Source organism: Micromonospora sp. NPDC002717 (assembly GCF_040295705.1).
In the GTDB taxonomy this organism is placed as follows: Bacteria; Actinomycetota; Actinomycetes; order Mycobacteriales; family Micromonosporaceae; genus Micromonospora.
The window spans coordinates 164806-188296 of sequence record NZ_JBEOVW010000007.1; the positions used below are offsets into that span (position 1 = coordinate 164806).

Below are 23491 nucleotides of genomic sequence, written 5' to 3' on the forward strand. Positions count from 1 at the left end.
CGGGAAGGTGCGAACGATGACGACAGGCTCGTCGTACAACGTGCGGCCGGATGCCGTACGTGGAGTGGTCGGCAACGTCGTCGGCATTCTGCTCCAGGCGTACAGCACGGTGATGGAGTTGGAGCGGCTCACCCTCGCGCCGACGTCGTTCGCGAAGCTGGGCTCGCCGGTCGCGTCGGCGAACATCGCGATGCAGGGGCAGGTCGTCGGCACCATGCGGACGCTGCTGCAACTGCTGCAGGAGATCAACGACCTGGTGCACCGTAGCGCCAACGACTACGACGACGCGGACCGGGCGGTGGCCGCCGCGTTGGGCGGGGCGCCCACCGGCACTGGTGCGGCGCCCAGCGCCGCCCTCGCCGGCTACGCGATCAACGACAGCGCGGGCGCGGCGGGGGAGCCCGGGTCGGTCGGCAACATCCTGGACTACCTGGGCCGGGCGGGGCTCGGTGAGCTTTCGGCCCGGCCCCTGACCGAGGTGACCTTCCGCGACGCCCGGGACTTCGCCGACTGGCTCGACCGCAGCCCGGCCAACCAGGAACGGGTCGGCCTGTTGGCGGTCTACTCGGGCAGCGGGCGGGACGTCTCCGGCCTGGTGCACCCCGGCGACGTGGTGGTCGTGCAGCCCGTCGTCGGTGACGGTGGCCCGGTCATCGGTGTCGCCGGCGCGGGCGGCCAGCTCTACAACCACGGGGCGGTCGGGTCGGCGGCGGAGTTCGGACGCGTCCGGGTCTACCGCCCGATGACGGATGCGACCTCGCTGTGGTGAACCCCGACGGCCTGAAGCCGAGAGAGGTGCGTCGTGTTTGACATCCCCAACTCGGGCGCGATGGACGCCGCCGCCGGCGGACGCGGGCCCGGCACCGTCGCACTGCCCACGATCGTGGGCGGTAACCCGCAAGCCATCCTTGCCCACTCTGCGGCGTTGACCGCGCGGGTGGCCCGGCTGGTCACTCTGTTGGCCGACCTGGAGCGGGCCCGCCAGCAACTGCGTGAAGTGTGGTCCGCCGGGTCGGCGAGCGACTCCGTGGTGCAGAAGCTGAACAAGTCCTTCGCCAGCTTCCAGCAGATCATCGAGACCGTGTACGCCGGCGTCCGGGAACTCGAGGGCGCCGCCGCGCAGTTGACCACCGCGCAGGCGGCCTACCGGGCAGTGGTCAGCGCGGTCAACCCGACAGTGGCCGCCCTGATGTCCAATCCGTACACCCGGGCGGCCGGTCGGGCCCTGGCGGTCAGCACCACCGGGATCCTCAAGGCGTTCCTCACCGGAATCGGTGGCATCCTCACCGCCATCGGGGTGACCAACCTCGGCCAGATCCTGACCGGTCTGGCCACCATCGTCGGCCAGGTCGAGCAGTTGTTCTCGAAGAACAACGACGGCGGCTCGGTGCCCGCTCCGGCGCTGCCGCCCGGTAGCGCGGGCAACCCCGTGCTCGCGCCACCACCGATGGCCAGCGTCGCCACCGGCGCGGGACAGGTGGCCCTGGGCGGCAGCTACGGCACCAGCGGCTACGGCATGCCGTCGTTCACCGGCGCGGGCTACCCGGCCGGCGGTTCGATGAGCAACTACATGCCGCCGGCGCTCGGCACCGACCAGTGGATCGCGGTCCAACCCGGTCAGCCCTCGCTCCCTACCGGTGCGGCGCCGGTGACGATGACGCCACACGGCCCGGTGCAGACCCTGCCGATCCCACCGGCCGCGCCGGTTGACGGGCCGGCGTCGCCCGCCCCGTCCGGGCCCGGCGACGACGGCGACGACGACGTGACGATTACGGCCAGCAAGGGTGACATGACGTTGACCGTCGAGGTGCCGGTGGACACCGGACGCGCGTTCGACATCGAGGTCACCGCCAGCTCCGGTGGGCAGAGCGTCAACGCCGACATCAGCGTCGGCGCCGACGGCTCGATCAAGGTGGACTGACCGGTGACCGGCGTCTCTCCCGCCCTCGTCGGCCACACCGTGAACCTGTCGGGCGCGCTGTCCTGGCTGCTCTCCCGGTACGCCACGGTGCTCGCCGAATACCGCCGGCAGATGACCGGCGACCCGGCCGGGCTGCGGGCCGTGGCCCACTCCTATCTGGCGATCGCCGACCAGGCGGCGGGCGTCTCCGGCGAGCTGGTCCGACGCCGCACCGGGCTCTCGGCGCAGTGGCACGGCTCGGCGTACGACGCGTTCGGCGCCGCCGCCGGCCGGGTCACCACCGGGCTGGACGGCACCGAGGCGCGGCTGCGCCGGCACGCCGCCGCGCTGGAACGCGCAGCCGGCGGCCTGGAGGCCGCCGCGAGCACCGCCGACACGGTCATCGCCCGGTTCCGGGCCAACGCCCAGCTCCTGGTGGCCGCCGCCGGGGCGGTGCCGAGCAGCCAGGTCTCCGCTCTGCTCGGGCACGCCCGGAACATCGGTGAGCAGGCGTTGGGTGCGATGCGCGGAGTGTGGGACCGGCTTGGGGTGGTGCTGGCGCAGGTCGCCACCGAGCTCGGCGGGCCGCACCCGGTGGGCGCCGCCGGTCCGGCCGCCGCAGCCGGCGCCGACGGACGCCTGGCGGGAGAGGCGGTGCGGGCCGCGCTCGCCGGAGACGCCTCGCCAGCGCAGTTCCGCCAGAGCATGGCGCAACTCGCCGTGATCACCGACCGGGTACGCACCGGCCAACCACCGTCCGCTGCGGACAAGGCCTTCCTGACCTCGTTCTACGGCGCGCTCGGCGACCGGGTGTTCGACCTGCCGGGCTACGTCAACGCCACCGAGCACCGCTACCAGACGAGTCTGTTCGGCATCTTCGGCGAGACCGCCCCGGGCTTCGCCCCCGCCGACCGGCAGGAGATGCTGCGGACCGTCGGCAACGGCATCCTCACCCTGTCACAGGACCCGGCCGACCTGCCTGCCGCGGTCCGCGACCTCGTGCACACCCCGGCGGCCACCGAGACCAACATCGGCACCAACTCGTTCGGCTTCACGCACGAGGTGCCGGCGACGCCGGGCCGCGCACCGTTGACCGGGGTGCTCGGCGAGACGGTCTACACCAACCGGCTCGACGTGCCCCGCTACGCCCAGTGGGAGGCGCTGTCGCAGCTGACCGGCGCGGCCGACCGCGATCTCGTCGCCGGAGCCGACTACTCCGCCGCGGTGACCCGTCGGGTCGGCGAGATGGCCGACGTCACCCAGCGACTGGACGATCTCTCCCGGCACAGCCCCGACCAGCCCGGGTACTACGTGTCTACCGACGACGCGGTGCTCTGGGACAAGCCCCGGGTGGATGCGACGATGACCACGCTGCTCGACGTGTCCACCCGGAACCACGTCGCCGACGCGGCGCTGGCCAGCGACGGCGAGACACTGCGCCGACTGGCCGGCTTCGGGTGGGCGGACGACGGCAGCACCGCGGGCCGGGTCGTCGACTGGATCGGTGCCGGAACCGCCGATCCCGCCGAGCACGACCTGGCCCGCGGTGCCTACGTCAACCTCACGCAGACGATGACCGACCCGGCGTCGTACCCGCAGACCCTGGCCGCGATGCGGGAGAACCCGCACTTCGCCGAGGCGATCGCCCGGGCCACCGTGCCGAACCTGGATCTGTACGCCCAGCCGCTCGACGGGTTGGACACCGATCCGGCGGCGCAGCGCCTGGGCAGCACCGACGCCCGGCACATGCTGATGCTCGGTCAGGTCACCCAGGACGGTCGTGACGAGATCAGCGCGGCCGCGGACCTGTACCAGGAGTACCTGCTGCGCCAGGCCGACGCCGGCACGATCCCGATGGAACAGGCGGGCCGGTACGCCGGCAACGTCGACGGCCTGACCAACGCCGCGGCCGCCAACGCGATCTGGTACGCCAACGTGCAGGACGCCGAGCAGGCCACCCGTACGGCGCAGGAGGCGTACGCCCGGCAGGTGGCGATCGCCAACGCGGTCAAGGACGTGGTCGGGTTCGGTGTCGGCAAGCTGCCACAGGTCGGCGAGTTCGCCGGCTTCGCCTTCGGGCAGGCGGCCGACGTGGTCACCGGCGCCCTGCAGGCACCCGCTCCGGTGCATCCACAGAGCGTGCCCACCGATGTGTTCCACCACCCGCAGTTCACCGGCAACGGGACCGTATACACGGCGGCCGGCGACCTCGCCAGTTTCGAGCTACGCAACGGCGGATCGGCCCCGACCGTACCGGTTGGCGCGCTGCATGGCGCGGCCGCGGAGGAAGCCGTACGGTGGGCCCGGGCCGACCCGGGCCGGGCCGACTACATGGACGCCTACACCACCGCCGCGCAGTACGTGTATCTCGCAAACCTTGCGACTCATACCCGTGAGTCGATCCAATACGACGTGCAGGGGCGGCGGCCGTAGCCCACTGGCGGGCCACGGCACGGGCGGGTAGCGGTGACACCGGAGGGAAGACGACAGATGGAACCGGCGATCGAGGATCTGCTCGCCCAGGTGCGTGAGCAGCAGCAGCGGATCGAGGAGATTCAGCGCTCGGTGGCGACAATGGAGCTGACCGCGTACGCCGGCAACGGCGACGTCACCGTGAAGCTCAAGGGTGACGGCCGGTTCACCGAGGTGACCATCGACCCGCAGGTGCTGCGTCGCTACGACGCGCACACCCTCGGTCAACTCGTGTTGGAGGCGGTGAACGACGGCCTGGCCAAGCTGGCGGCGGCCAACGAGGCGAAGTACGCTCCGCTGCTCGGCGAGGCGCAGCAGTGACCACTGCGGTTGCCCCTCGGCGGGTCACCGTGGTAGCTCCCCACGCCCGTCTCGACGTGTCGTTGCCGATACAGAGCACGGTGGCGGAGCTGCTTCCGCAACTGGTCCGGCTGCTGGCGACCAACGCCGACCGGGCCGATCGGGCCGGCGGGGTCGGCTGGGAACTGCGTCGCTTCGGTGGGCCGCCGTTGGACGGTGCGGTCACCGTCAGCGGCGCCGGGGTGCGCGACGGCGAGGTGCTCTACCTGGACACGGTCGACCGACGAGCCACCCCGATGCTCTTCGACGACGTGGTGGACGCCATCGCGAGCGCCGCCGCGGACCGGCCCGGAGTGTGGCGGGCAGCGGCATCCCGAAAGGTCGGCGGTGCGGTCGCCGCGCTGGCCTTCACCGCAGTCGCGGTCGCGGTCGGCTTCAGCGGGCTCGCCGCGTCGACCGTCGCGCTGCTCTCCGGCATCCTGGCCCTGATACTGCTGCTCGCCAGCGGAGCGTTGTCGCGGGCGTTCGGCGAGCGAGGTATAGGCGCGGCGGTGGCCGCCGGTGGCGTACCGGCCGCGATGATCGGCGGGCTGGCGGCGATCGGTGGCCTGGGCACGGCGATGGAGCTGACCGCGAGTCGACTGGCGCTGGCCGGCGCGGCGGCCACTCTCTACACGGCGGTGGCCGCCGTGGTGGTGGCGGAGCAGCGGTTCGCCGCCGCCGCGGTGGCTGCCGCGGTGGCTAGTCTCGGCGCGCTGGCCGACCTGCTCACCGCCTCCTCGCCCGCTTCGGTCGCGGCGGTCACCTGTTGCGTGGCCGTGGTGGCCAGTCCGGCGCTGCCGATGCTCGCGCTTCGGCTCGGCCGGCTGCCGCTGCCCGGGGTACCGACCGACATGGAGGCGTTCCGCGGGGACGAGCGGCCCACGCTCGGACCCGAGGTGGTCGCGGACACCGAGGCCGCCGAACGGATCCTGACCGGTCTGCTCTGCGGCCTGGCGGTCATCGTGGCCGGTTGCGCCGGAATACTCCTGTGGAGCGGCGGTCGCTGGGCGTGGGCGCTGGCCGGTCTGGCCGGCGTAGCGCTGTTGCTCCGCGCCCGGGCCTACGTCGGCGTCGGCCAGCGGGCCGCCCTGTTGCTGGCCGGTGCCGCGTCGGTGCTCGGCCTGACGGCTCGGGCCAGCCTGGCCGGCGGGCCCGGAACGCGGTTGCTCCTCGCCGGGCTGCTCCTGGTGACCGGAGTGGTCTGCGGGACGTACGCGTTCCGGGCCGCCGCCAAGACACCGTCGCCGTACTGGGGCCGGCTGCTCGACGTGGTCGAGTTCCTGGCGCTGCTCAGTCTGGTGCCGGTGGCGGGCGCGGTGCTCGACATCTACGGCGCGGCACGCGCATGGGGCGGCTAACCCACTGGCAGGCCAGCCAGCGGCAGCGTGGCCCAGGCCGCCTCGGCATGCGCCCCGTCCAGTGGGACCAGGTCCCGGTCGAAGCCGGCGGTGGCCTTCCCGACCGCCTCGGCGACCGCCTCCCGGGCTGGTCCGGCGGGCACCCCGAGCCGGATCAGCGCCGTGCTGCGGGTACCGCCGCCGCGTTGCCGGTCCCACCGTACCGACACGGCGCTGACCAGCGCCGGTGCGACGGCGTGCCGGCGAAGCAGCGTGGCCACCTCGCTCAGGCTCCGGGCGGCTCGGCGTGGCCGGAAGCAGACCTGGTGCAGCATGCCCAGCGACCAGTAGTGCCAGGTCTCGGTGCCCGGATCGTCCGCGCGCCGCGGATCGACACCGAGCACGGCGGCCCACGCGTCGCGCAGTTGACCGCCGTCGAGCGCGGTGACCTGGTGCCCGCCGGCGCGCAGCTCGGCGGCGAGCCGCAGCGCGGCGGTGCCCGCGGCACGTACCGCACCGATCCGGCCGCCGCCGCGGGCCCGTACCGCCCGGGCGGCCGTCTCGGGGTCGAGCCGGATGGCGATCCAGCGCGCCGCGTTGCCGGTGCCCGGCGAGGTCCAGTCGACCAGTTGCGCGCCGGCCAGCGGCAGATCGGGGTCGTCGTAGCGGGACAGCAGCCGGCGCAGCACGTCGTCGAGGTCACCGTCGGGTTCGACGCGCAGCAGCGCGCTCCACGAAGTGCCGTCACCGGCCAACCCGATCCGGTTACCCGCCCGGTCCGCGTCGGTCCGGGTCCGCAGGCCGGGCAGGGCGGGCCGGGCATTTCCGGCGCGGCGCCGGAAGCGGTGCCGGACCACCACCCAGTCGGACAGCCACCGGCCGCGCCAGCGCACCCCGGTAGCGAGCACCACGCCCGCCGCCAACCCGGTGAGCGTGCCGCCGACCGCACCGGACGGCCCGCCGGCCGCGACCGCACCCAGCACCGTGGTCTGCCAGAGCATCAGCCGGCCGACGCCGAGCCCGCGCAGTGTGCGCGGTCCCACCGGTGGTACGGGCATCGGCGGCGCACTGCGCTGCCGGGTGGAATCGAGGGGCGGTGCGGTGGCCGGTGCGGCTGGCGGCATGGCTCGGCTCCTTGGGCTCGATCTCGTCGGCGATCCGTACCTTATATCCGTAGTTCTAGTGCACCGGGCGTGCACCGCACCATGGCGGGGACGAACTGATGTGGACACAGCGGGACCAACTCCAGGCGTACCAGTTCCTTCGCCGCCGGCTCGTCTCAGCGTTGCAGGTCGGTGACGCCAACCACCCGGTGTCGCCGAGTCGCCGTCTGGTCATCGGGTGTGCGCTCGGCGCGGCGGTCGCTTTGCTGGTGACCGCCGGCTTCGGTGTGTACGGCTTTCTGCGGCCCGGGGCGAACACCGACTGGCGCAAGCCCGGCCAGGTGGTGCTCGACAAGGACACCGGAGCGGCGTACGTGATGGGCACCGACGGGCTGCTGCACCCGATGCTCAACTACGCCTCCGCGCGGCTGCTCGCGGGCGGTGACGGCACCGCCACCAGCCGGGTGTCGAGCAAGTCGCTGGCGCGTGCGCCGCGCGGCGTCCCGCTCGGGATACCCGGCGCGCCGCCGTCGTTGCCGGGCCGGGATCGGCTGACGACCGGGCCGTTCACCGTCTGTGCGCAGACCGCCGACGGTCGGCCGGCGGGCACCGCGCCGGTCACCACGGCGCTGGCCGGGGTTCCGCCGGTGGGCATCGAGGTGGACGCGGCGACCGCGTTGCTGGTCGCCGGCCCGGACGGCACCGAGCACGCGTTGGTGGCCGGTCGCCGGCACCGGATCACCGACTCGGCCACGGCGGTGGCCCTCGGCTACGACGCGGTACGCCCGCTGCCGGTCAGCGCGGCCTGGCTGAGCGCGGTGATCGCTGGCCCGGACCTGCGACTGATCACGGTGGCGGGGGTGGGCGCCGCGGGGCCGCGGATCGGTGACAAGAGCACCCGGGTTGGCCAGGTGCTCGCCGCCACGACCGTCGGCACCGAACCCCGCTACTACCTGGTCCACGCCGACGGGCTGCTGCCGATCGGACAGACCGAGGCGGCGCTGGTGCTCGGCAATCCGGCCAACCGCGCGGCGTACCCGGGTGGCGCGGCGCGCGAGATTCCGGTGACGCCGGCCGACGTGGCGCAGTTGCGGCCGGTGGCCGGTAAGGCCGCCGACTATCCGGCCCGACTCGCCCCGCCGGCCGAGGCGCCCCAGGAAGGGGCCGCGGTGTGCGCGACGGTGGACGGCGATCGGGCGGTGGTCAGGCTGGGCGCCGCCACCGGTGTGCCGGCCGGGGCGCAGCCGTTGGCAGCCGGCGGTGGCACGCGAGCCGACAGGGTGTTCGTACCGGCCGGCCGGGCTGCGGTGGTGCGCGAGCGGCCGACGCCGCAGGCCGCCCTCGGCACCGTCTTCCTCCTCACCGACCAGGGCGTACGGTATCCGGTTCCGGACGGCGACGCGCTCAAGGCGCTCGGGTACGGGACGGTTAGGCCCACGCCGGTGCCGCCGACGGTGCTGGCGCTGTTCCCCGTCGGCCCGGTCCTGGACCCGGCCGCCGCCCGACGGCCAGCCACGCTGGGCGTCACCACCCCGGCCACCGGCGCGGGGGAGCCCCGGTGACCGGCGTGCCGACGATCGAGGTGTCGGTGGTGGAGGACCACCCCCTCTACCGGGCCGCGCTGGTCCGGGCGCTCGGGGACGCACCGGATGTCCAGGTCAGGGTGACCGCCAAGTCGGTGGAGGAGTTCGCGGCGTACCGGCAGCCCGGCGGGGGAGTGGCGATCCTCGATCTGCGGCTGCCGGGGGTACGCGACGCGGCGGCGGTGGTCGCGGTCACCGGGATGGGCCACCGGGTGCTGGTGGTGTCCGCGCACGGTGACCAGTCCGACGTGCTCGGGGCGATCGCCGCCGGGGCCCGTGGCTACCTGACCAAGGACGCCGATGCCGACGAGATCCTCCGGGCGGTACGGGAGATCGCCGCCGGCAACACCTACGTGTCGCCGACCCTGGCCTCGATCCTGCTGGACTCGTCCCGGGGACGGCAGCCGCTGTACCGGGTGCCGTTGTCCGACCGGGAACGTCAGGTGCTGTCGCTGCTGGCAGCCGGCGAACGGGACCAGGACATCGCGGAGGCGTTGGCGATCAGCGTCCGTACCGTCCGATCGCACCTCGACCGGATCCGGGAGAAGACGGGGCGTCGTCGGCGGCCGGAGCTGACCCGGCTGGCCATCGAGGAGGGTATCGCCGCACCGGCACATGACCGCTGACGGTGCGGAGGCCCTCCCAGCCACGATCGAGTCGCCAAGCTCTCGGAGGTCATGCCTCTCTTCGTGGTGCTGCTGCTGGGCTTGCTGCCCGCTCCCAGGCGGCGCGGCGAAGCAGGCGGAGCCCGTTGAGGCCGACGATGATGGTGGAGCCTTCATGGCCGGCCACGCCGAGCGGCAGGGGCAGGGTGCCGATGAGGTCCCAGATGACCAGGACGGCGATGAAGGTTCCGGCGATGGCGAGGTTCGCGATGACGAGCCGGCGGGCGCGGCGGGCCAGCTGGATGACGGCGGGCAGGGTGGCGAGTTCATCGCGGGTGATGACGGTGTCGGCGGTATCGAGCGCGAGGTCGGCGCCGGCGCGTCCCATGGCGACGCCGGCGTGAGCGGCGGCCAGGGCGGGGGCGTCGTTGACGCCGTCGCCCACCAGGACCACGCGGTCCCCGTGGTTTTCCAGTTCGCGCACCGCGGTGACCTTGTCCTGGGGGAGCAGGCCGGCGCGGACGTCGGTGATGCCGACCTCGGCGGCGAGCCGTCGGGCGGCGCGTTCGTTGTCGCCGGTCAAAAGCAGCGGGCGCGCTCCGGTCACAGCGGTGAGTTGCGCGACCGTTGCGGCGGCGTCCGCGCGGAGCTTGTCGGCGAGGCCCAACACGCCGACGGGCTCGCCGTCGACCTGGACCACGACCGCTGTTCGGCCCGCCTGCTCCAGTTCGTCGACGATGGCGCGCAGTGAGTCGTCATGGCTCTTGAGGAGTCCGACGGGGCTGCCGACGTCGACCTGGTAGCCATCGACGTGGGCGGTGACGCCGCGTCCGGGAGTCGAGGTGAAGGCGTCCGACGGGGGTAGCGGGAGCTGCGCATCGCGGGCGGCTGCGACCACAGCGTGGGCGAGAGGATGCTCAGTTGACATCCTCCCGGCCCTGAAGGCCGGGATTCTCACGGTCGCCCGTGAGGTTTCCTGTTTCATCGCCGATTGCCTTGCCGGGAGGATTTCCCTTGAGGTCTTACATCAGCTCCGCAGGCGTTTTACCTCTCCGCCAGCCCGGCGGCGAGGATGTTTGTCGCGGCGTTGATGTCCCGGTCGTGCTCAGTTGCACAGCCGGGGCACGTCCAGACGCGGGTGTTGAGGGCGAGGGTGGTGTTGATCCGCCCGCACGTCGAACAGGTTTTGGACGACGGGTACCACCGGTCGACGGGGATCACCTCACGGCCGTACCACTGGGCTTTGTACTCCAGCATGCTGCGGAACTGGGACCAGGCCGCGTCGGAGATGACGCGGGCCAGGCGCCGGTTGCGGAGCATGTTACGCACGCTGAGGTCTTCGATCGCGACCGTTTGGGTCTCACGGACGAGCCGAGTGGTCAGCTTGTGCAGATGGTCCCGCCGCCGGTCGGCGATACGAGCATGGATCCGGGCCACCTTCAGTCGGGCCTTCGCCCGGTTCGCGGAACCCTTCTGTTTGCGGGCCAGGTTCCGCTGCGCCTTGGCAAGCTTGCGCCGGTCGGCCTGCCCGTACCGCGGGTTGGCCACCTTGCCCTGCTCGTCACTCACCCCCGGCATCGAACGCGACAGGGTCAGCAGACTGGTGATGCCCGCATCCACACCAACCTCCGCCGCGACAGGCGGCAACGGCGCCACGGTCGGGTCCTCCACCAGAATGGACACGAACCAGCGGCCGGCAGCGTCCCGGGACACCGTGACCGTCGACGGTTCCGCCCCGGCGGGCAGGGGCCGGGACCACACGATGTCCAGCGGGCTGTTCATCTTGGCCAGAGTGAGCCGGCCGTCACGCCACCGGAACGCCGAGCGCGTGTACTCGGCCGACGCCCGCGACTTGCGCTTGGACTTGAACCGCGGATACCGGGCCCGCTTGTCCCAGAACGCCACGAACCCGGCCTGCAGATGCCGCAACGTCTGCTGCAACGGCACCGACGACACCTCGTTCAGGAACGCCAGGTCATCGGTGCGCTTCCACCCGGTCAGCCACCCCGACGACTGCACATACGTGGTACGCCGGCGGTCAACCGCCCACGCCCGGGTCCGGGCCTCCAACGCCCGGTTGTACACCAGACGCACACACCCGAAGGTGCGGTTCAACTGCCCGGCCTGCTCAGGGGATGGGTAGAAGCGGTACTTGTATGCCCGTTTCACCACCTCCCCCACACCTCATACCTTATCCGTCCATGTAAGACGATCAGCGAGGGGAGGGAGCGGCGTTTCCTCCCGGCCCTGAACGGCCGGGTTTCCACGCCGCAAATCCGATGAGCTTTCGGCAGCGGCGGCAAGGGCGCGGCGCGAGTAGTTGGTCTTCGGTGAGGCTGGCGTGGGGCAGGAGCCGGATGTCGGTCAGGTGCGGGGTGCCTTCGGTGAGGGTGCCGGTCTTGTCGAAAGCGATCCGCGTGGCGGTGGCGAGTTGTTCCATCACCACGGCGGACTTGACCAGCACGCCGTGCCGGCCGGCGTTGGCGATCGCGGACAGCAGCGGCGGCATGGTGGCCAGCACCACCGCGCACGGGGAGGCGACGATCATGAAGGTCATTGCGCGCAGCAGCGTCGGTTGGAGCTCGGCACCCAGCGCCAACGGGATCACGAACAGGGCGATCGTGGCGGCGACCATGCCCACGGAGTAGCGCTGTTCGATCTTCTCGATGAACAGCTGCACGCGGGCTTTCGTCGCGCTGGCCTCGGCGACCATGGCGACGATCCGGGCGATGACCGTGTCGCTGGCCGGACGGGTTACGCGGACGCGGAGCGCACCCGTGCCGTTGAGGGTGCCGGCGAAGACCTCGTCGCGACCGCAACCTGTCCGAAGCGCCGACCGCGTAGCCGAGTAGCCACGCGAGTAGCCGAGGCGGTGGATTCCGCCGGACGGCTTTGAGCGTCGGCGGATGCGTCGCACCCGGTCGGTCGAGGTCGAGGCGAACCGAGCCAGGGGCGGGGGCTCGGCTGGCTTGGTCAGCGGCGATACGTCAGCTCGAAGTCGAGCCGCCAGTCGACACCGTTCTCGGACGTCTCCCATTGCCCGTCGATCGTGTCGCCATCCGGGCTGAGCGTGCCGGTAAAGCGTTGGTTGAAGCCGGGGGCGTCCCGCGTCAGCCGCCAGACGCCGTCGGCGAAGGTCATCCGGTAGACCCGATGCACGCCGCGCGCGTCGGTGTACAGCATGGTGAACTCCTCGCCGGCGTCGTCGAGCCCGATCAGCGACGTCGTGGGCAACGGGTTGTTCTCTCGCCAGGCCTGCGGTGCGCTGGCCGGCGGCGGCTCGGCGTCGGAGAACTGCCGCAGGAACCTGCCGTCCTCGACCCAGGAGAAGTCTGTCCACCCGGCACCGAGGCCCTGGACCTTCGGCTGCACCGTCCACCGGCCGACGAGCGCGTCGAGTCGCGCGAGCGCGGGATGCCGCTCCGTCATGTCGTCCGTACCTCCTGCTTTTGGTGACAGGCCTCACGGTAACCGCGAAGGCACCACGCTTCAGCTCCGTCCGGTCCGCCCGCCCGGCCCGACCGGGTCCCAGTTGTTGGTCGATGAACAGCAGCAGGTACCACCACCAGGGTGCCGAGGGCGTCACCATGACGGTGACGCCCTCGGTCGGCGGATGCATGGTGCTGCTTGCGGTGCTACGGCTTGCAGATCTGGTATGCCTTCTGGAAGCCGGATTCGCTCGCCGCGTCCTGCACCGCAACGAACTCGCCGTCACCGAACCCCCACCCGGCCGGCGCGCCCGTCGAGGAGTCCATCACCCACAGGTCGCGGCCGTCGTCGCAGCGGAACCCCCCGACGACCTGGACGCCGCCGGAACGGTCGAGACATCCGCGTTCGGCCTCCGCTTGCTCGATCTTCTGACCTGGCTTGAAGAGGTCGCCGCATGCAAGCAGGGCGGGCGTGGTCGGTGCCGACGCAGGGGCGGTGCTGCTGTCTCCGTCTTCGCCGCATCCGGTCAGGGCGAGCAGGATGGCAGCGGCGGCGGTAAATGTGGGCGTGCGGATCATGGCGGGCACCATACAGAAATCGGCCGAGGTTTGCTGGCCCTATCGGCGCGCCCCGCGAGCCGAACGGCGGACCCGACTTCCCGTCCGAGGCAGGTCGTCGCGGCTTGGAGCGACCCTTCGATCCTCCAGCGGCGACCGGCCACCGACACGAGAACGTTGCGCGACCGTTGTCGGTTGTCACCGCCTGCGGAGCGGTGTGGCCAGAAATCCCCACATCAGAATGCGTTCCGTTCACCACCCGTTCCCGGGCGCGTCAGGCCGGGCCGTTGGGATGTCGAGGAACAGATGCCCGACCTGTCCGGAAGGCAACGCCTCATGTCACGGTCCCCGTCCATGCTGCCCCGACGTCGCTTTCTCGCTCTCGGCGGTGTCGCCGCGGGTGCGGCGGTCCTCGCCGCCGAGCCCGCTTCGGCGATGTCCACTGCCTCGGACAGCCGGGTCACCCTGCCGGGCTACGTGTTCACGCTCGGTGTGGCGTCCGGCGACCCGACGCCCGACGGTGTCGTGCTCTGGACCCGCCTGGCACCGGACCCGCTCGCCCTCGACGGGCTCGGCGGCATGCCCGATCGCCCTGTCCTGGTGCGGTGGGAGATGGCGGAGGACGAGAACTTCCGCCGGGTGGTGCGTCGCGGCGTCGAACGCGCCACCGCGCACTGGGGCTACTCGGTGCACGCCGAGGTGCACGGCCTGCGGCCGGACCGCGTGTACTGGTACCGGTTCCAGATCGCCGACCAGGTCAGCCCGGTGGGCCGTACCCGCACGGCGCCGCGCCCCGGGACTGCGCTCCACTCGCTGAGCTTCGCGTTCGCGAGCTGCCAGGCCTACACCGACGGCTACTTCACCGCGTTCGAGCACATGGCCCGCGAGAACCTGGACCTCGTCGTCCACCTCGGCGACTACATCTATGAGGGCGGCGGCGCCGGCTCGATCGGCCGCGCCCACTACCCGGCCGTCGAGACGTTCTCCCTGACCGACTACCGGATCCGGTACGCTCAGTACAAGCTCGATCCGTCGTTGCAGGCCGCGCACGCCGCCGCGCCCTGGGTGGTGGCGCCGGACGACCACGACGTGGAGAACAACTGGGCCGGTGACCACTCCCAGCCGGACACCGAGCCGGACCAGGACCCAGCCGTGTTCCGGCTCCGCCGGGCCGCCGCGTACCAGGCGTACTACGAGAACCTGCCCCTGCGGGCGTCGTCGATGCCGCAGGGCCCGGAGATGCAGGTCTACCGGCGCCTGCAGTTCGGCGACCTGCTGCAGCTCGACGTGCTCGACACCCGGCGGTTCCGTGACCGGCAGCTCACCGACGCGTCGCTGCGCTGGGACCCGAAGCGACAGATGCTCGGCGCCGAGCAGGAGGCGTGGCTGCTGGCCGGGCTCGCCGCGTCCACCGCACGGTGGAACGTGCTCGGCAACCAGATCTTCGCCATGGAGGCCGACCACACCGCAGGCCCGGACGAGCGGTACGGCGTGGACACCTGGGACGGGTACGCCGCCGCGCGCCAGCGGCTCTTCGCCGGCGTGGCGGAGCGGAACGTCGAGAACTTCCTCGTCGTCACCGGTGACGCCCACCGCAGCGTGGCCGCCGATCTCAAGCTGGACTTCTCCGACCCCGGGTCGCGGACGATCGGCACCGAGTTCCTCGGCACGTCGATCAGCTCGGGCGGCAACGGGACCGACCACGACAGCCTCGGCGTGACCTGGCTGGCCGAGAACCCGCACATGAAGTTCCACAACTCCCAGCGCGGGTACCAGGTGTGTCACCTGGGCCGTGACGAGATGCGCACCGACTACCGGGTGGTGCCGTTCGTCAACGCGCCGGGCGCGCCGGTGGCGACGCGGGCGAGCGTCCACGTGCAGAGCGGACGGCCCGGGGTGGCGCACGTGTCCGCGTGACGGTGTGATCCGAGCGTGGCGGGCCGGTCCGACGGCTCCGGGTCGTCGGACCGGCCCGCCGCTGGGCTTCACCACGAACGGCGACCCGAGCCGTCGGGGTGGCCGCTGCGGCCGCCAGGCGGGCGGCCGGGCCGGCGAACCGGTCCCGGCCGTCCGCGTTCTGGCCGCTGGAACTACAGGTCGAGCGGCTCGATCCAGATGTTGCGGTACTGGACGGGGTTGCCGTGGTCCTGCAACCGGATCGCGCCCGTCGCCGGGCCCTCCGGCCGGTTGCCACCTGTCGGGCCGAGGATCTCGACGTCGTCGTGCACCGTGACGCCGTTCCACACGACGGTGACGCGCGCGTTCTGGATCTTGTTGCCGGCCGCGTCGTAGCGGGCCTGCCGGTAGACGATGTCGTACGTCTGCCAGGTCTGGGGCGGCAGCGCCGCGTTCACGTCGGGGGCCTTCTGGTTGTAGATGGCCGCGGCGTCGTTGATCTGCGGCGGGTCGATGCCGAACGAGTCCAGCACCTGGATCTCGTAGCGGTCCTGTAGGTACACGCCGCTGTTGGCGCGTGCCTGCCCGGTTACGTCCGGCGGGTACAGCGGCAGGTTGAACTCGACGTGCAGGCGGAAGTCGCCGAAGGCCTGCACCGTGCGCAGGTCCCCGTTGCGCACCGTCATGGCGCCGTCGGCAACCGTCCATCCGGGTTCGCGCCCGTCGCTGTGCTGCCACTCGGTGAGCTCTCCACCGTCGAACAGCGTGATGCGCTCGCCGTGCGGCCGGACGGCGAGCACGTCGAGGTTCACGTGCCCGGAGTCCGCGGCCTCCTTGCGGTACTCGACCAGATTGCGACCCTGGTCCAGGCGCACGGTGGTGGTGACAGTGCCCCACTCCTTCCAGGTCACCGTGGAGGGAAAGACCGCCTGCCCCACCCGTTCACCGTTGACGTACAGGCTCAGCTGCTTCTCGCCCGAGTAGGGGTTCGGGCCGTTGCTGTAGCGCATCGCCAGGTCGTATGTCCCGCTCTCCCGCACGTCGACGGAGATGCTGGTCGACGAGCCGTTCTGGGCGAACCCGGCAGCGAAGCCGGCGCCGGAGTAGGCGGCGTGGTCGGTCGCCATGCCCACACCGACCGTGCGGCCCTCCTCGGCCTCGAAGAAGGTCTGCGGCTGCACCACGCGTCCCGGGATCTCGTTGAGCGTGTACCAGGCCTCAGTGTTCCACAGCTCCTCGCCGTCAGCGGAGGAGAACGGACGCGGGGAGCGCACGTGCACCACGCGGTTCTCCTTCAGGCCCGCGATCCGCAGCTTGACGGTGCGGCCGTCCGCCGACAGTTCGGCCTTGGTCACCTTGAGCGTCTCCAGATCGAGCTTGGGCCCGCCGTACTGGCTCGTCGCACCGTAGCGCCACTGCGTCACCTGGTACGCGTCGGCGAGCTTCTGCGCGGTCTCGGCCGACAGCGGCTCGGTGTACTCCAGCTCGAACCCGACATGCGACGCGCGCATCTGCTTGACCTCGAAGACCGAGGTGCCGTTGGGCGTGAGCTTCTGCAGGCCGTACGTCAGCTTGCCCTCCTGACCCCAGTTGCCGCCGGCCCCCAGGCCTCCCACGTAGAGCGCGCCGTCGGGGCCGAGGGTCACCTCGTTGATGCCGGACTCCAGTCCCTGCGTGTGCCGGAACACCGCACCCTGGTACTGCCCCTCGACCTTCTCGAGGAACACTCGCTGCAGGCCGCCGTAGGTCACGTCGCCGACGACCAGCTGCCCCGCATACGCACCCTGCTTCAGCAGTACGGGGGTGGACGGCGAGTTTCCGATCTCGTTCTGCGGAAGCCAGACGACGGGACGCGTCACCGGTTTGTCGTCGAACCGGCCCGCGGGCGTCGTGTAGTGGTTGTAGAACGCTCCTTGCTGGATCTCGACCAGCTTGGACGCCGGCAGCCAGCCCCCCTGGTTGTCCGTGACGAAGACCTCGCCGCGTGGACCCCAACCGATCCCGTTCGGAGTGCGCAGCCCGCCGGCGAGATACGTGATCTCGCCCGTCGCGGCGTTCACCTTGATCGAGGTGCCGCGGTCCGGCGCGGGCTGGGGCACCGTGGTGGCGCCACCGTAGTTGATGGCAACCGACAGGTTGAGATAGAAGTACCCGTCCCGGTGGAGCAGACCGAACGCGAACTCGTGGAAGTTCCGGCCCCACGGCCAGGTCGCGACCGTCCGGCGGTCATCCGCGTCGCCGTCGCCGTCGGTGTCGCGCAGGGCCGTCAGCTCGTGCTTCTGGCTGACGTAGACGGTCCCGTCGACCACCGCCACCCCCTGGGGTTCGCGCAGCCCCTCCGCGAACTTGCGGTAGGTCACCTGCGCGGGGCCGCTCTTCCCGGTGACGCCCTCGACCACGTAGACCTCGCCGGTCATGTTGTCGGTGCCACCCCAGGTGGAGATGACCAGGTCCCCGTCGGGCATGAAGTCCATGCCGGTGACCTGCGGCCGGAAGCCCTCGGGACGCAGGTCGGTGAGGGTGTACCCCGGGTGTACCCGGTCGAGGGGCAGGCCGTCGCCGGCCGAGTCGGTTGCCCCCTCGCAGTACTTCCAGCCAGGGGCGGTGACGCGCACGACGCCTGCGTCGGTGCTCAGCGCGGAGGTCGGCACGAGTTCGAAGCCGTCGGCGCCGGGGCGCCGCCATTCGAGCCGCAACACCTGGCCGCCGCCGTTGTCGAAGAACTCGACGAACAACGGGTGCAGGCCGCCGCTCAAGGTGACCGATCCCTCCCGGGAGGTCTCGCCGTGCAGGCCGTCGTGGTCGACGACGAGCTGGTCGCCGATCGTCAGGCGTGACCCGTCGTCGCTGGTGAGCCGGAACGTGTAGTCACCGTCGGTGGGCACGGCGAGGTTGGCGGTCACGTGGCTGATGAACCGGTCGGACAGGCCGAACTCGTCCGTAGCGGTCCAGTTGATCTGCGGCATGAGCTTGTCGACGTTCGGCGTCTGCGCGGGCTTCAGGGTGCACAGCGCCGACAGCGGGACACCCATGTCGTACGAGCGCAGGGTGACGCCTGGTTCCTGTGGCGGGACATCGGCGGTGGCGGGTGCGGCTGTGGCCGGAGTGACGGGGGTCGCGGCGAGCAGGGTCGCCGCAGCGGCAGCTGCGGCCGCGAGCGCGGCTCGACGCCGCCGTTGTTTCGGTGCGGTCATGGTTCCTCCTGGTGGGTGCGGCTCCCAGGCGGGAAGAGCCGTGCAACTTTTCTCCCCCGGACCGGTCATACGCTCCCGTGAGACAAAAGATCGATGGGTGACGTTATCACTTTCCATCGATCTATCCGAACTTTTGGATGGAGGAAGTGAAAGTCGCCCGCAGACGCGATCATCGGGTCGCGGTTGCAGCTCAACAGGGTGGTCATGATCTGGGTGCCTTGGAGCTGCCGCAGGACCGCGCGCGGGAGCGCGGCGTCGCTCATGCAACGAAGCTTCCCCGGCGTCCCGGACACCGACAGGAGGTCCACGCCCACCATCGCCGAAACGGTCTTTCGGGATCAACGCGCGGTGCAAGCGCGGCGCGAGCTGGCCACACTCGGCCCCGCTGGCGGCCTCCGGCGGGCATCGGCCGCTCGCGGCCAACCGGGCTCGCGCTACGCGCTGGAAGCCATGATCGCGGCCTCTATGCGCAGTCCGATGCCTGTGAGGACAAGGAGCCCGGCGAGGAAGTGCGGCTCGGCCAGCCCTGCGTCGCTGGAGATCGTGAGCACGGAGATCAGCAAGCCCGACAGCAGTGCGGTGGTGCCCACCACTCGGGTGGTGGCAGCTCGCCGAGATCGAAGGTCCACGGCGGGACCGTACCGGACGTCGGGCATGAGGGCCGTCCGGCTCCGGGAACCACTCCTCCGGCGCTTGCGGCCTGCCCCGCGGGCGGCCTCCGGCCGTACTCGGGCCTTCCGCAGTGCCCCGTCCGGCTTCCACGACCGTCTACTGGTCGGGCGGTCTGGCTGCGTCCAGAAGCGTACGTCAGTGGGAGGCCGCGCCGGCCTGCACTCATCGGGGGACTGGGCCGGTCGTAGGTCGTCCGGAGAGGCCGTCGGCTGGAGACTGGCAGCACTCGGGCGCGTCTTCACGTTCCTGCTGCGACGGATGGGCGCGGCCGGGGTGGGTGGGTGCTGGGTCATGGCCCCGCCGGGCAGGTCCTGTCTCTTCGAACGCGTACGGGGGCGGTACCCGCTCGTGCCCGCACCATGCCGAGGGTGGCCGGTGAGGTGTGTGTCAGGAGTTTCGGATGGGGCGGCAGGAAACCGGAGAAACGATCAGTCGAGAACCGCGAGCGGTGCCGGCCCGCCTTTCAGCGGGTGCCGACACCGCTCGCGTCTGTCACCGCTTGGCCTGCTGTTTGGCCATCTGCGGCTGTTCGCCCTTGCCGACTCTTCGCAGTGCCTCGCGCAGCTGCTCCTCGGTCATCTTGGAGTTACCCTCGATGCCCGCGTTGTGCGCCTGCTGGCGGAGTTCGTGCAGCCGTTCCCGGTCACCCATGTCGGCCTCCCCGTGGTGCGGTGGCGCGGGCGGCTCCGCGCGCCACTCCGCTCGTCGTCTTCCCGGGCGGGCCGTGCGCAAACGGCCTCAGTCGGCGCCCCGCCCGCCGGGGTGGTCCGGTGCCTTGGGTCGGCGCTGCGGGTGATGACGCTGAGATGGCTCTCGGACTCCTTCGGGACCTCCTTTTCGCAGTCGACAGTGCCGGTCAGCGGGCCTTCTTCGTCGCCCGCTTGCGGGGCGGCGTCAACAGGTCGGCTATCGCCGCGATCGCGGACGGCACCAGGCGGTAGTACGCCCAGACGCCGCGTTTCTCGCGCTCCAGCAGGCCGGCCTCGGTGAGGATCCGAAGGTGATGACTCACGGTCGGCTGGGAGAGACCCAGCGGGGCGGTGAGGTCACTGACGGACGCCTCGCCCTCCGGAGCGGACTGGATCAGACTGAGCAGTCGCAGCCGGGCCGGGTCGGCGAATGCCTTCAGCACTCCCGCGAGCCGTTCGGCATCGGCACGCTTGATCGGCTCGCCAGTGAGCGGCGAGACAGCAGGCATGGCAGTTTTCGCAGTTCCCACGCCTTCCATCGTTCCACCAACACCGTCGATAGGCCGGTGGAACCGCGATCAGTACCCCGATGGCGGTCGCGAGACCGGGTTGCGAGGCAAGCCGGGGGCGGGGCGGCGAGCGTGCCGTCAGGGAGCGTCATGGTCACCGTGCGGGCGGGCGGCGTACCGGTCTCGCAGCCGTCTCGCCGTCCGAGATCCGTCTCACCCGGACTGGTGGCGAAGCGGTACGGGTGGAATCCGTCGCCCGAGCTGGTCGGCCTGTCCGTCCCGCCACCGCCGGGCCGACCTCGTCGGCGGCGAATCGCCAGCGCCGTCGCCGTGCTCACCGGCGGGTCAGCTCGGCCAGTTCCGCACGTCCCTCGGCCTCCCGGGCGGGCAGCAACAGCAGAGTGCAGGCGCGTTCGAACCGGGCGTCGTTGCGCTCCCAGGCCTCGACCGAGGCGGCCAGCACGTCCTCGTCGTGGTGCAGCCGCCCGGCGGCGCGGGTGAGGCAGGCCACCGCCCAGTCGTTCTCCGCGCACACCGCCGCTGCCGTGGCGAGGCGTTCGGCCGCGTCCGGCAGTCCGGCGACGACGGCGAGTTCGGCCGCGGCGGCCTGGGCGTACGGCTCGTACCTGCTCTGCGGGTAGTCGCCGAAGGCGCGTTCGGTCAGCGCCGCCGCGTCGCCCAGCCGACCGGTGTGCACGGCGATGCGCGCGTCCACGAAGGCGAGGAACGGGACCAGGCTGGGCAGGTGCTCGGCGTCGGCGAGGCCGGTGACCTGGAGCGCGCGGCCCCGCCACCGGCTGAAGCGCTCGCCGTCGCCGAGCAGACCGTGCGCGAGCGCGGCGGCCAGGATGACCGGCGCCAGCCAGGGTGCGGGCGGGCTGCCTGCCCGTTCCCAACCGGCCCACATCGCGCCGGCGTGTCGCACCGCCGCCGCGAACTGCCCGGTGAGGGCGAGGGCCGGGATCAGCTTGCTCGGCGAGGCGTACGGGTGGTTGCTCACCAGGTCGTCCTGCTGCACGCGGTGGGCCGCGGCCAGCGCGGCCCGCAGGTCTCCGGCCGCGATGGCGTAGGTCGCCGCCATGTGTAGCGCGTCGACGATCTCCGGACCGGCGTACGGGTCGTCGCGCGGCAGCGTGGGCAGCAGGGCGATCCGTTCGCCGGCCACCCGATGTGCCTCGCGTAGCCGTCCGGCCTTGGTGGCGGCTGCGCTCACCGCCTCCAGGCCGGCGCTGACCAGCACAGGGTCGCCGGCGGCCCGGGCGGCCGCGACCGCCGTCGCGGCGAGGTCCGGATCCGGGTCGCGCCACTGCCCGCCGGCGGCCCATGCCGTCGCCAGCGCGAGGCAGGCCGCCGTCGCTGGCCGGTGCGGCGCCCCATTGGCGGACGCCTCGTTGAGCAGGTCGCGTAGCCGCTGCTGGGGTATCTCGGCGGCTGGCTCCGAGCTGAACCGGTTGGCCAGCTCCACCGCCCGGGCCAGCGCGACGGCCCGGGCGTCGCCGTCGCCGGCCGCGCCAGCCTGTTCGGCCGCGGCCAGCAGTTGTCGGAAGGCCCGTGGGCTGGAGTTGGTGACGATCACGACGCAGTCGGCCGCGCTGCGCAGGTCTCGGGCGGCGGCGCCCGGGGAGGGAGCGTGGGCGGCCGCGCGCTCGAAATGACGGGCGGCTTCCAGCAGAAACCGGTGCGCGTACGTGAGGTGGCCGAGTGCGCGGGCCAGTTGGTGGGCGAGTGGGCTCGGTCCCGGCGGGCAGTTCGCCAGGGCGGCCCGGAGGTCGTCGGCGACGGCGTGGAAGTCGTCGCGCCAGTCGCCGACCGGCCGGCCCGCCGACGGGGCCTCCGGCCGGTCGCCCGTTCGCGGGTGCCCGCGCGGCCGGTCGGCCAGCCGCCGCTCCAGGCCCGCCGCCGTCGCCGCGGCCCAACGTAGGTGCCGCTCGCGCAGCGCCGGCTCCTCGCCGGCCCCGGCGAGCCGCTCGGCGGCGAAAGCCCGGACGATCTCCAGCAGTCGCCACCTGCTCACCACCCCCCGCTGGTGGATGACGAGGCTTTTCTCCACCAGGCGGCCGAGCAGGTCGGCGACCGCACTGGGCTCGGCGGTCTGGCTGACCGCCACCGTGGCGGCCAGGTCGAAGCTCCCGACGAACACCGCCAGGCGCCGGAACAGGGCACGTTCCTCGTCGTCCAGCAGGTCGTGGCTCCAGCCGATCACCGCGCGCAGCGAGCGGTGCCGTCCGTCGGCCCCGCGCCCACCGGCCAGCAGGCGCAGCACGTCGTCGAGGGCGGCCAGCAGGCCCGCCGTGCCCAGCGACGCGCTGCGGGCGGCGGCCAACTCGATCGCCAACGGCATTCCGTCGAGCCGGGCGCAGAGTTCGGCGACGAGCGCTGGGTCCGCGCTGAAGTCCGGGTCGACCGCCCGGGCTCGGTCGTGGAAGAGGGCCACCGCGTCGGTCGTCGGCGGCAGTGGGGCCACCGGGACGACCTGTTCGCCGGGTACGGCGAGCCGCTCCCGACTGGTGGCCAGGACGGTCGTGTCCGGGCAGGCCGAGAGGATCCGCTCGACGAAGCCGGCCACCGGGTCGAGCAGGTGCTCGCAGTTGTCCAGCACGAGCAGGGTGCGGCCTTGGCCGAGGCGGTCCGCGATCGCGGACAGCAGCGGCTGCTGCGCCCGTTCGGTGACCCCGAGCGCGGTCGCCACGGCCTGGGCCACGAAGTCGTCCCGGACCGGTACGAGATCGACGAACGCCGTGCCGAGCGGGAACGACCGCGCCGCCGCCGCGGCGGCCACCACGCACGCCAGCCGGGTCTTGCCGACCCCGCCCGGACCCACCAGGGTCACCAGCCGGTTGTGTTGGAGGGCGGCGAGGATCGCGTCCCGCTCGGGACCGCGCCCGACGAACGCCGTACGCGGGTCGGGCAGCCCGGCCAGCGGGCCGGGCGGCGCGGCGCCGCCCGCCGGCGGCTCGGCGAGTGCCGCGAGGTCGAACCGGTCGGCGACGCCGTACTTGCGCAGCAACGACGACACGTGGCTCTCCACCGTGCGCACCGAGATGAACAGCCTCTCGGCGATCTCGGCGTTCGACAGGCGGAGCCTCAGCAGGGCGAGTACCTCCGCCTCGCGCTTGGACGGTCGGTCGATTGCTGTCGAGGACACGCGCCATTGTCCCGCACACCCGGGCCCTGGGGGGCGTCCGTGCCGGCTTTCGGTACCC

General features: G+C 72.1%; 19 protein-coding genes. 8 read left to right on the forward strand and 11 right to left on the reverse strand.

All coding sequences use genetic code 11. The features are described from left to right. Nucleotides 1-16: 16 nt before the first annotated feature. The 5 genes from ABT006_RS13225 to eccD are packed head-to-tail and all read left to right on the forward strand — an operon-like array spanning nucleotide 17 to nucleotide 6072. Nucleotides 17-769: a WXG100 family type VII secretion target gene (locus tag ABT006_RS13225; RefSeq protein ID WP_350705962.1), complete on the forward strand. Its 753-nt coding sequence runs from the start codon at nucleotides 17-19 to the stop codon at nucleotides 767-769. Nucleotides 770-802: 33 nt separating this feature from the next. After that, nucleotides 803-1921: a hypothetical protein gene (locus ABT006_RS13230; protein WP_350705964.1), complete on the forward strand. Its 1119-nt coding sequence runs from the start codon at nucleotides 803-805 to the stop codon at nucleotides 1919-1921. A 3-nt stretch (nucleotides 1922-1924) separates the two neighbouring features. Next, nucleotides 1925-4333, forward strand: coding sequence for a TPR repeat domain-containing protein (locus ABT006_RS13235; RefSeq protein WP_350705966.1), 2409 nt, complete (start codon nucleotides 1925-1927; stop codon nucleotides 4331-4333). Nucleotides 4334-4390: 57 nt separating this feature from the next. Beyond that, entirely contained in the window at nucleotides 4391-4693 is a 303-nt protein-coding gene (locus ABT006_RS13240; protein WP_350705968.1) for a YbaB/EbfC family nucleoid-associated protein, read from the forward strand. Nucleotides 4694-4722: 29 nt separating this feature from the next. Then, complete coding sequence (gene eccD / locus ABT006_RS13245) at nucleotides 4723-6072, forward strand: type VII secretion integral membrane protein EccD (protein WP_350706188.1); 1350 nt, start codon at nucleotides 4723-4725, stop codon at nucleotides 6070-6072. On the opposite strand, the gene ABT006_RS13250 is transcribed toward eccD, so the two are convergent. Then, the gene (locus ABT006_RS13250) at nucleotides 6069-7175 is read right to left on the reverse strand and encodes a type VII secretion protein EccE (protein ID WP_350705970.1); all 1107 of its coding nucleotides are present in this window, start codon (nucleotides 7173-7175) and stop codon (nucleotides 6069-6071) included. The genes eccD and ABT006_RS13250 overlap by 4 nt on opposite strands. A gap of 98 nt (nucleotides 7176-7273) precedes the next feature. Here ABT006_RS13250 and eccB point away from each other — a divergent pair, with 98 nt between their 5' ends. Together eccB and ABT006_RS13260 are read left to right on the forward strand one after the other, a co-directional pair. Continuing rightward, the gene (eccB, locus tag ABT006_RS13255) at nucleotides 7274-8716 is read left to right on the forward strand and encodes a type VII secretion protein EccB (protein ID WP_350705972.1); all 1443 of its coding nucleotides are present in this window, start codon (nucleotides 7274-7276) and stop codon (nucleotides 8714-8716) included. Then, entirely contained in the window at nucleotides 8713-9363 is a 651-nt protein-coding gene (locus ABT006_RS13260) for a LuxR C-terminal-related transcriptional regulator (protein ID WP_350705974.1), read from the forward strand. Before eccB ends, ABT006_RS13260 begins: the two co-directional genes overlap by 4 nt. A 49-nt stretch (nucleotides 9364-9412) precedes the next feature. Here ABT006_RS13260 and ABT006_RS13265 read toward each other — a convergent pair whose 3' ends face one another. The 5 genes from ABT006_RS13265 to ABT006_RS13285 form a co-directional block, all read right to left on the reverse strand. Beyond that, entirely contained in the window at nucleotides 9413-10327 is a 915-nt protein-coding gene (locus ABT006_RS13265; protein ID WP_350705976.1) for an HAD-IC family P-type ATPase, read from the reverse strand. A 59-nt stretch (nucleotides 10328-10386) separates the two neighbouring features. Continuing rightward, on the reverse strand, nucleotides 10387-11514 hold the full coding sequence (locus ABT006_RS13270) for an RNA-guided endonuclease InsQ/TnpB family protein (protein WP_350705978.1): 1128 nt from the start codon (nucleotides 11512-11514) through the stop codon (nucleotides 10387-10389). Nucleotides 11515-11554: 40 nt separating this feature from the next. Further along, complete coding sequence (locus tag ABT006_RS13275; RefSeq protein WP_502890934.1) at nucleotides 11555-12259, reverse strand: hypothetical protein; 705 nt, start codon at nucleotides 12257-12259, stop codon at nucleotides 11555-11557. 56 nt (nucleotides 12260-12315) lie between these two features. After that, a complete protein-coding gene (locus ABT006_RS13280; protein ID WP_350705980.1) occupies nucleotides 12316-12771 on the reverse strand; it encodes a hypothetical protein in 456 nt (151 codons plus the stop codon). A gap of 206 nt (nucleotides 12772-12977) precedes the next feature. Beyond that, the gene (locus ABT006_RS13285) at nucleotides 12978-13349 is read right to left on the reverse strand and encodes a hypothetical protein (protein ID WP_350705982.1); all 372 of its coding nucleotides are present in this window, start codon (nucleotides 13347-13349) and stop codon (nucleotides 12978-12980) included. A gap of 333 nt (nucleotides 13350-13682) precedes the next feature. On the opposite strand from ABT006_RS13285, the gene ABT006_RS13290 reads away from it, so the two are divergent. After that, a complete protein-coding gene (locus ABT006_RS13290; RefSeq protein ID WP_350705984.1) occupies nucleotides 13683-15245 on the forward strand; it encodes an alkaline phosphatase D family protein in 1563 nt (520 codons plus the stop codon). 173 nt (nucleotides 15246-15418) lie between these two features. Here the strand turns inward: ABT006_RS13290 and ABT006_RS13295 are convergent, their stop codons facing one another. From ABT006_RS13295 to ABT006_RS13315, 5 genes are all read right to left on the reverse strand, one after another. Next, entirely contained in the window at nucleotides 15419-18418 is a 3000-nt protein-coding gene (locus ABT006_RS13295; RefSeq protein ID WP_350705986.1) for a 3-keto-alpha-glucoside-1,2-lyase-like domain-containing protein, read from the reverse strand. 434 nt (nucleotides 18419-18852) lie between these two features. After that, on the reverse strand, nucleotides 18853-19008 hold the full coding sequence (locus ABT006_RS13300) for a hypothetical protein (RefSeq protein WP_350705988.1): 156 nt from the start codon (nucleotides 19006-19008) through the stop codon (nucleotides 18853-18855). A gap of 574 nt (nucleotides 19009-19582) precedes the next feature. Beyond that, the gene (locus ABT006_RS13305; protein WP_350705990.1) at nucleotides 19583-19741 is read right to left on the reverse strand and encodes a hypothetical protein; all 159 of its coding nucleotides are present in this window, start codon (nucleotides 19739-19741) and stop codon (nucleotides 19583-19585) included. 205 nt (nucleotides 19742-19946) lie between these two features. Then, a complete protein-coding gene (locus ABT006_RS13310) occupies nucleotides 19947-20318 on the reverse strand; it encodes an ArsR/SmtB family transcription factor (protein WP_350705991.1) in 372 nt (123 codons plus the stop codon). A 304-nt stretch (nucleotides 20319-20622) separates the two neighbouring features. Next, nucleotides 20623-23433 carry an ATP-binding protein gene (locus ABT006_RS13315; RefSeq protein WP_350705993.1) on the reverse strand — a complete coding sequence of 937 codons (2811 nt, stop codon included), beginning with the start codon at nucleotides 23431-23433 and terminating at the stop codon, nucleotides 20623-20625. Nucleotides 23434-23491 lie beyond the last annotated feature (58 nt).

Coding starts and splice junctions, on each gene's coding strand:
- ABT006_RS13225 (WP_350705962.1), top strand. CDS start 17: ATGACGACAGGCTCGTCGTACAACGTGCGGCCGGATGCCGTACGTGGA.
- ABT006_RS13240 (WP_350705968.1), top strand. CDS start 4,391: ATGGAACCGGCGATCGAGGATCTGCTCGCCCAGGTGCGTGAGCAGCAG.
- ABT006_RS13250 (WP_350705970.1), bottom strand. CDS start 7,175: ATGCCGCCAGCCGCACCGGCCACCGCACCGCCCCTCGATTCCACCCGG.
- eccB (WP_350705972.1), top strand. CDS start 7,274: ATGTGGACACAGCGGGACCAACTCCAGGCGTACCAGTTCCTTCGCCGC.
- ABT006_RS13265 (WP_350705976.1), bottom strand. CDS start 10,327: ATGAAACAGGAAACCTCACGGGCGACCGTGAGAATCCCGGCCTTCAGG.
- ABT006_RS13280 (WP_350705980.1), bottom strand. CDS start 12,771: ATGACGGAGCGGCATCCCGCGCTCGCGCGACTCGACGCGCTCGTCGGC.
- ABT006_RS13285 (WP_350705982.1), bottom strand. CDS start 13,349: ATGATCCGCACGCCCACATTTACCGCCGCCGCTGCCATCCTGCTCGCC.
- ABT006_RS13290 (WP_350705984.1), top strand. CDS start 13,683: ATGCTGCCCCGACGTCGCTTTCTCGCTCTCGGCGGTGTCGCCGCGGGT.
- ABT006_RS13295 (WP_350705986.1), bottom strand. CDS start 18,418: ATGACCGCACCGAAACAACGGCGGCGTCGAGCCGCGCTCGCGGCCGCA.
- ABT006_RS13305 (WP_350705990.1), bottom strand. CDS start 19,741: ATGGGTGACCGGGAACGGCTGCACGAACTCCGCCAGCAGGCGCACAAC.
- ABT006_RS13310 (WP_350705991.1), bottom strand. CDS start 20,318: ATGGAAGGCGTGGGAACTGCGAAAACTGCCATGCCTGCTGTCTCGCCG.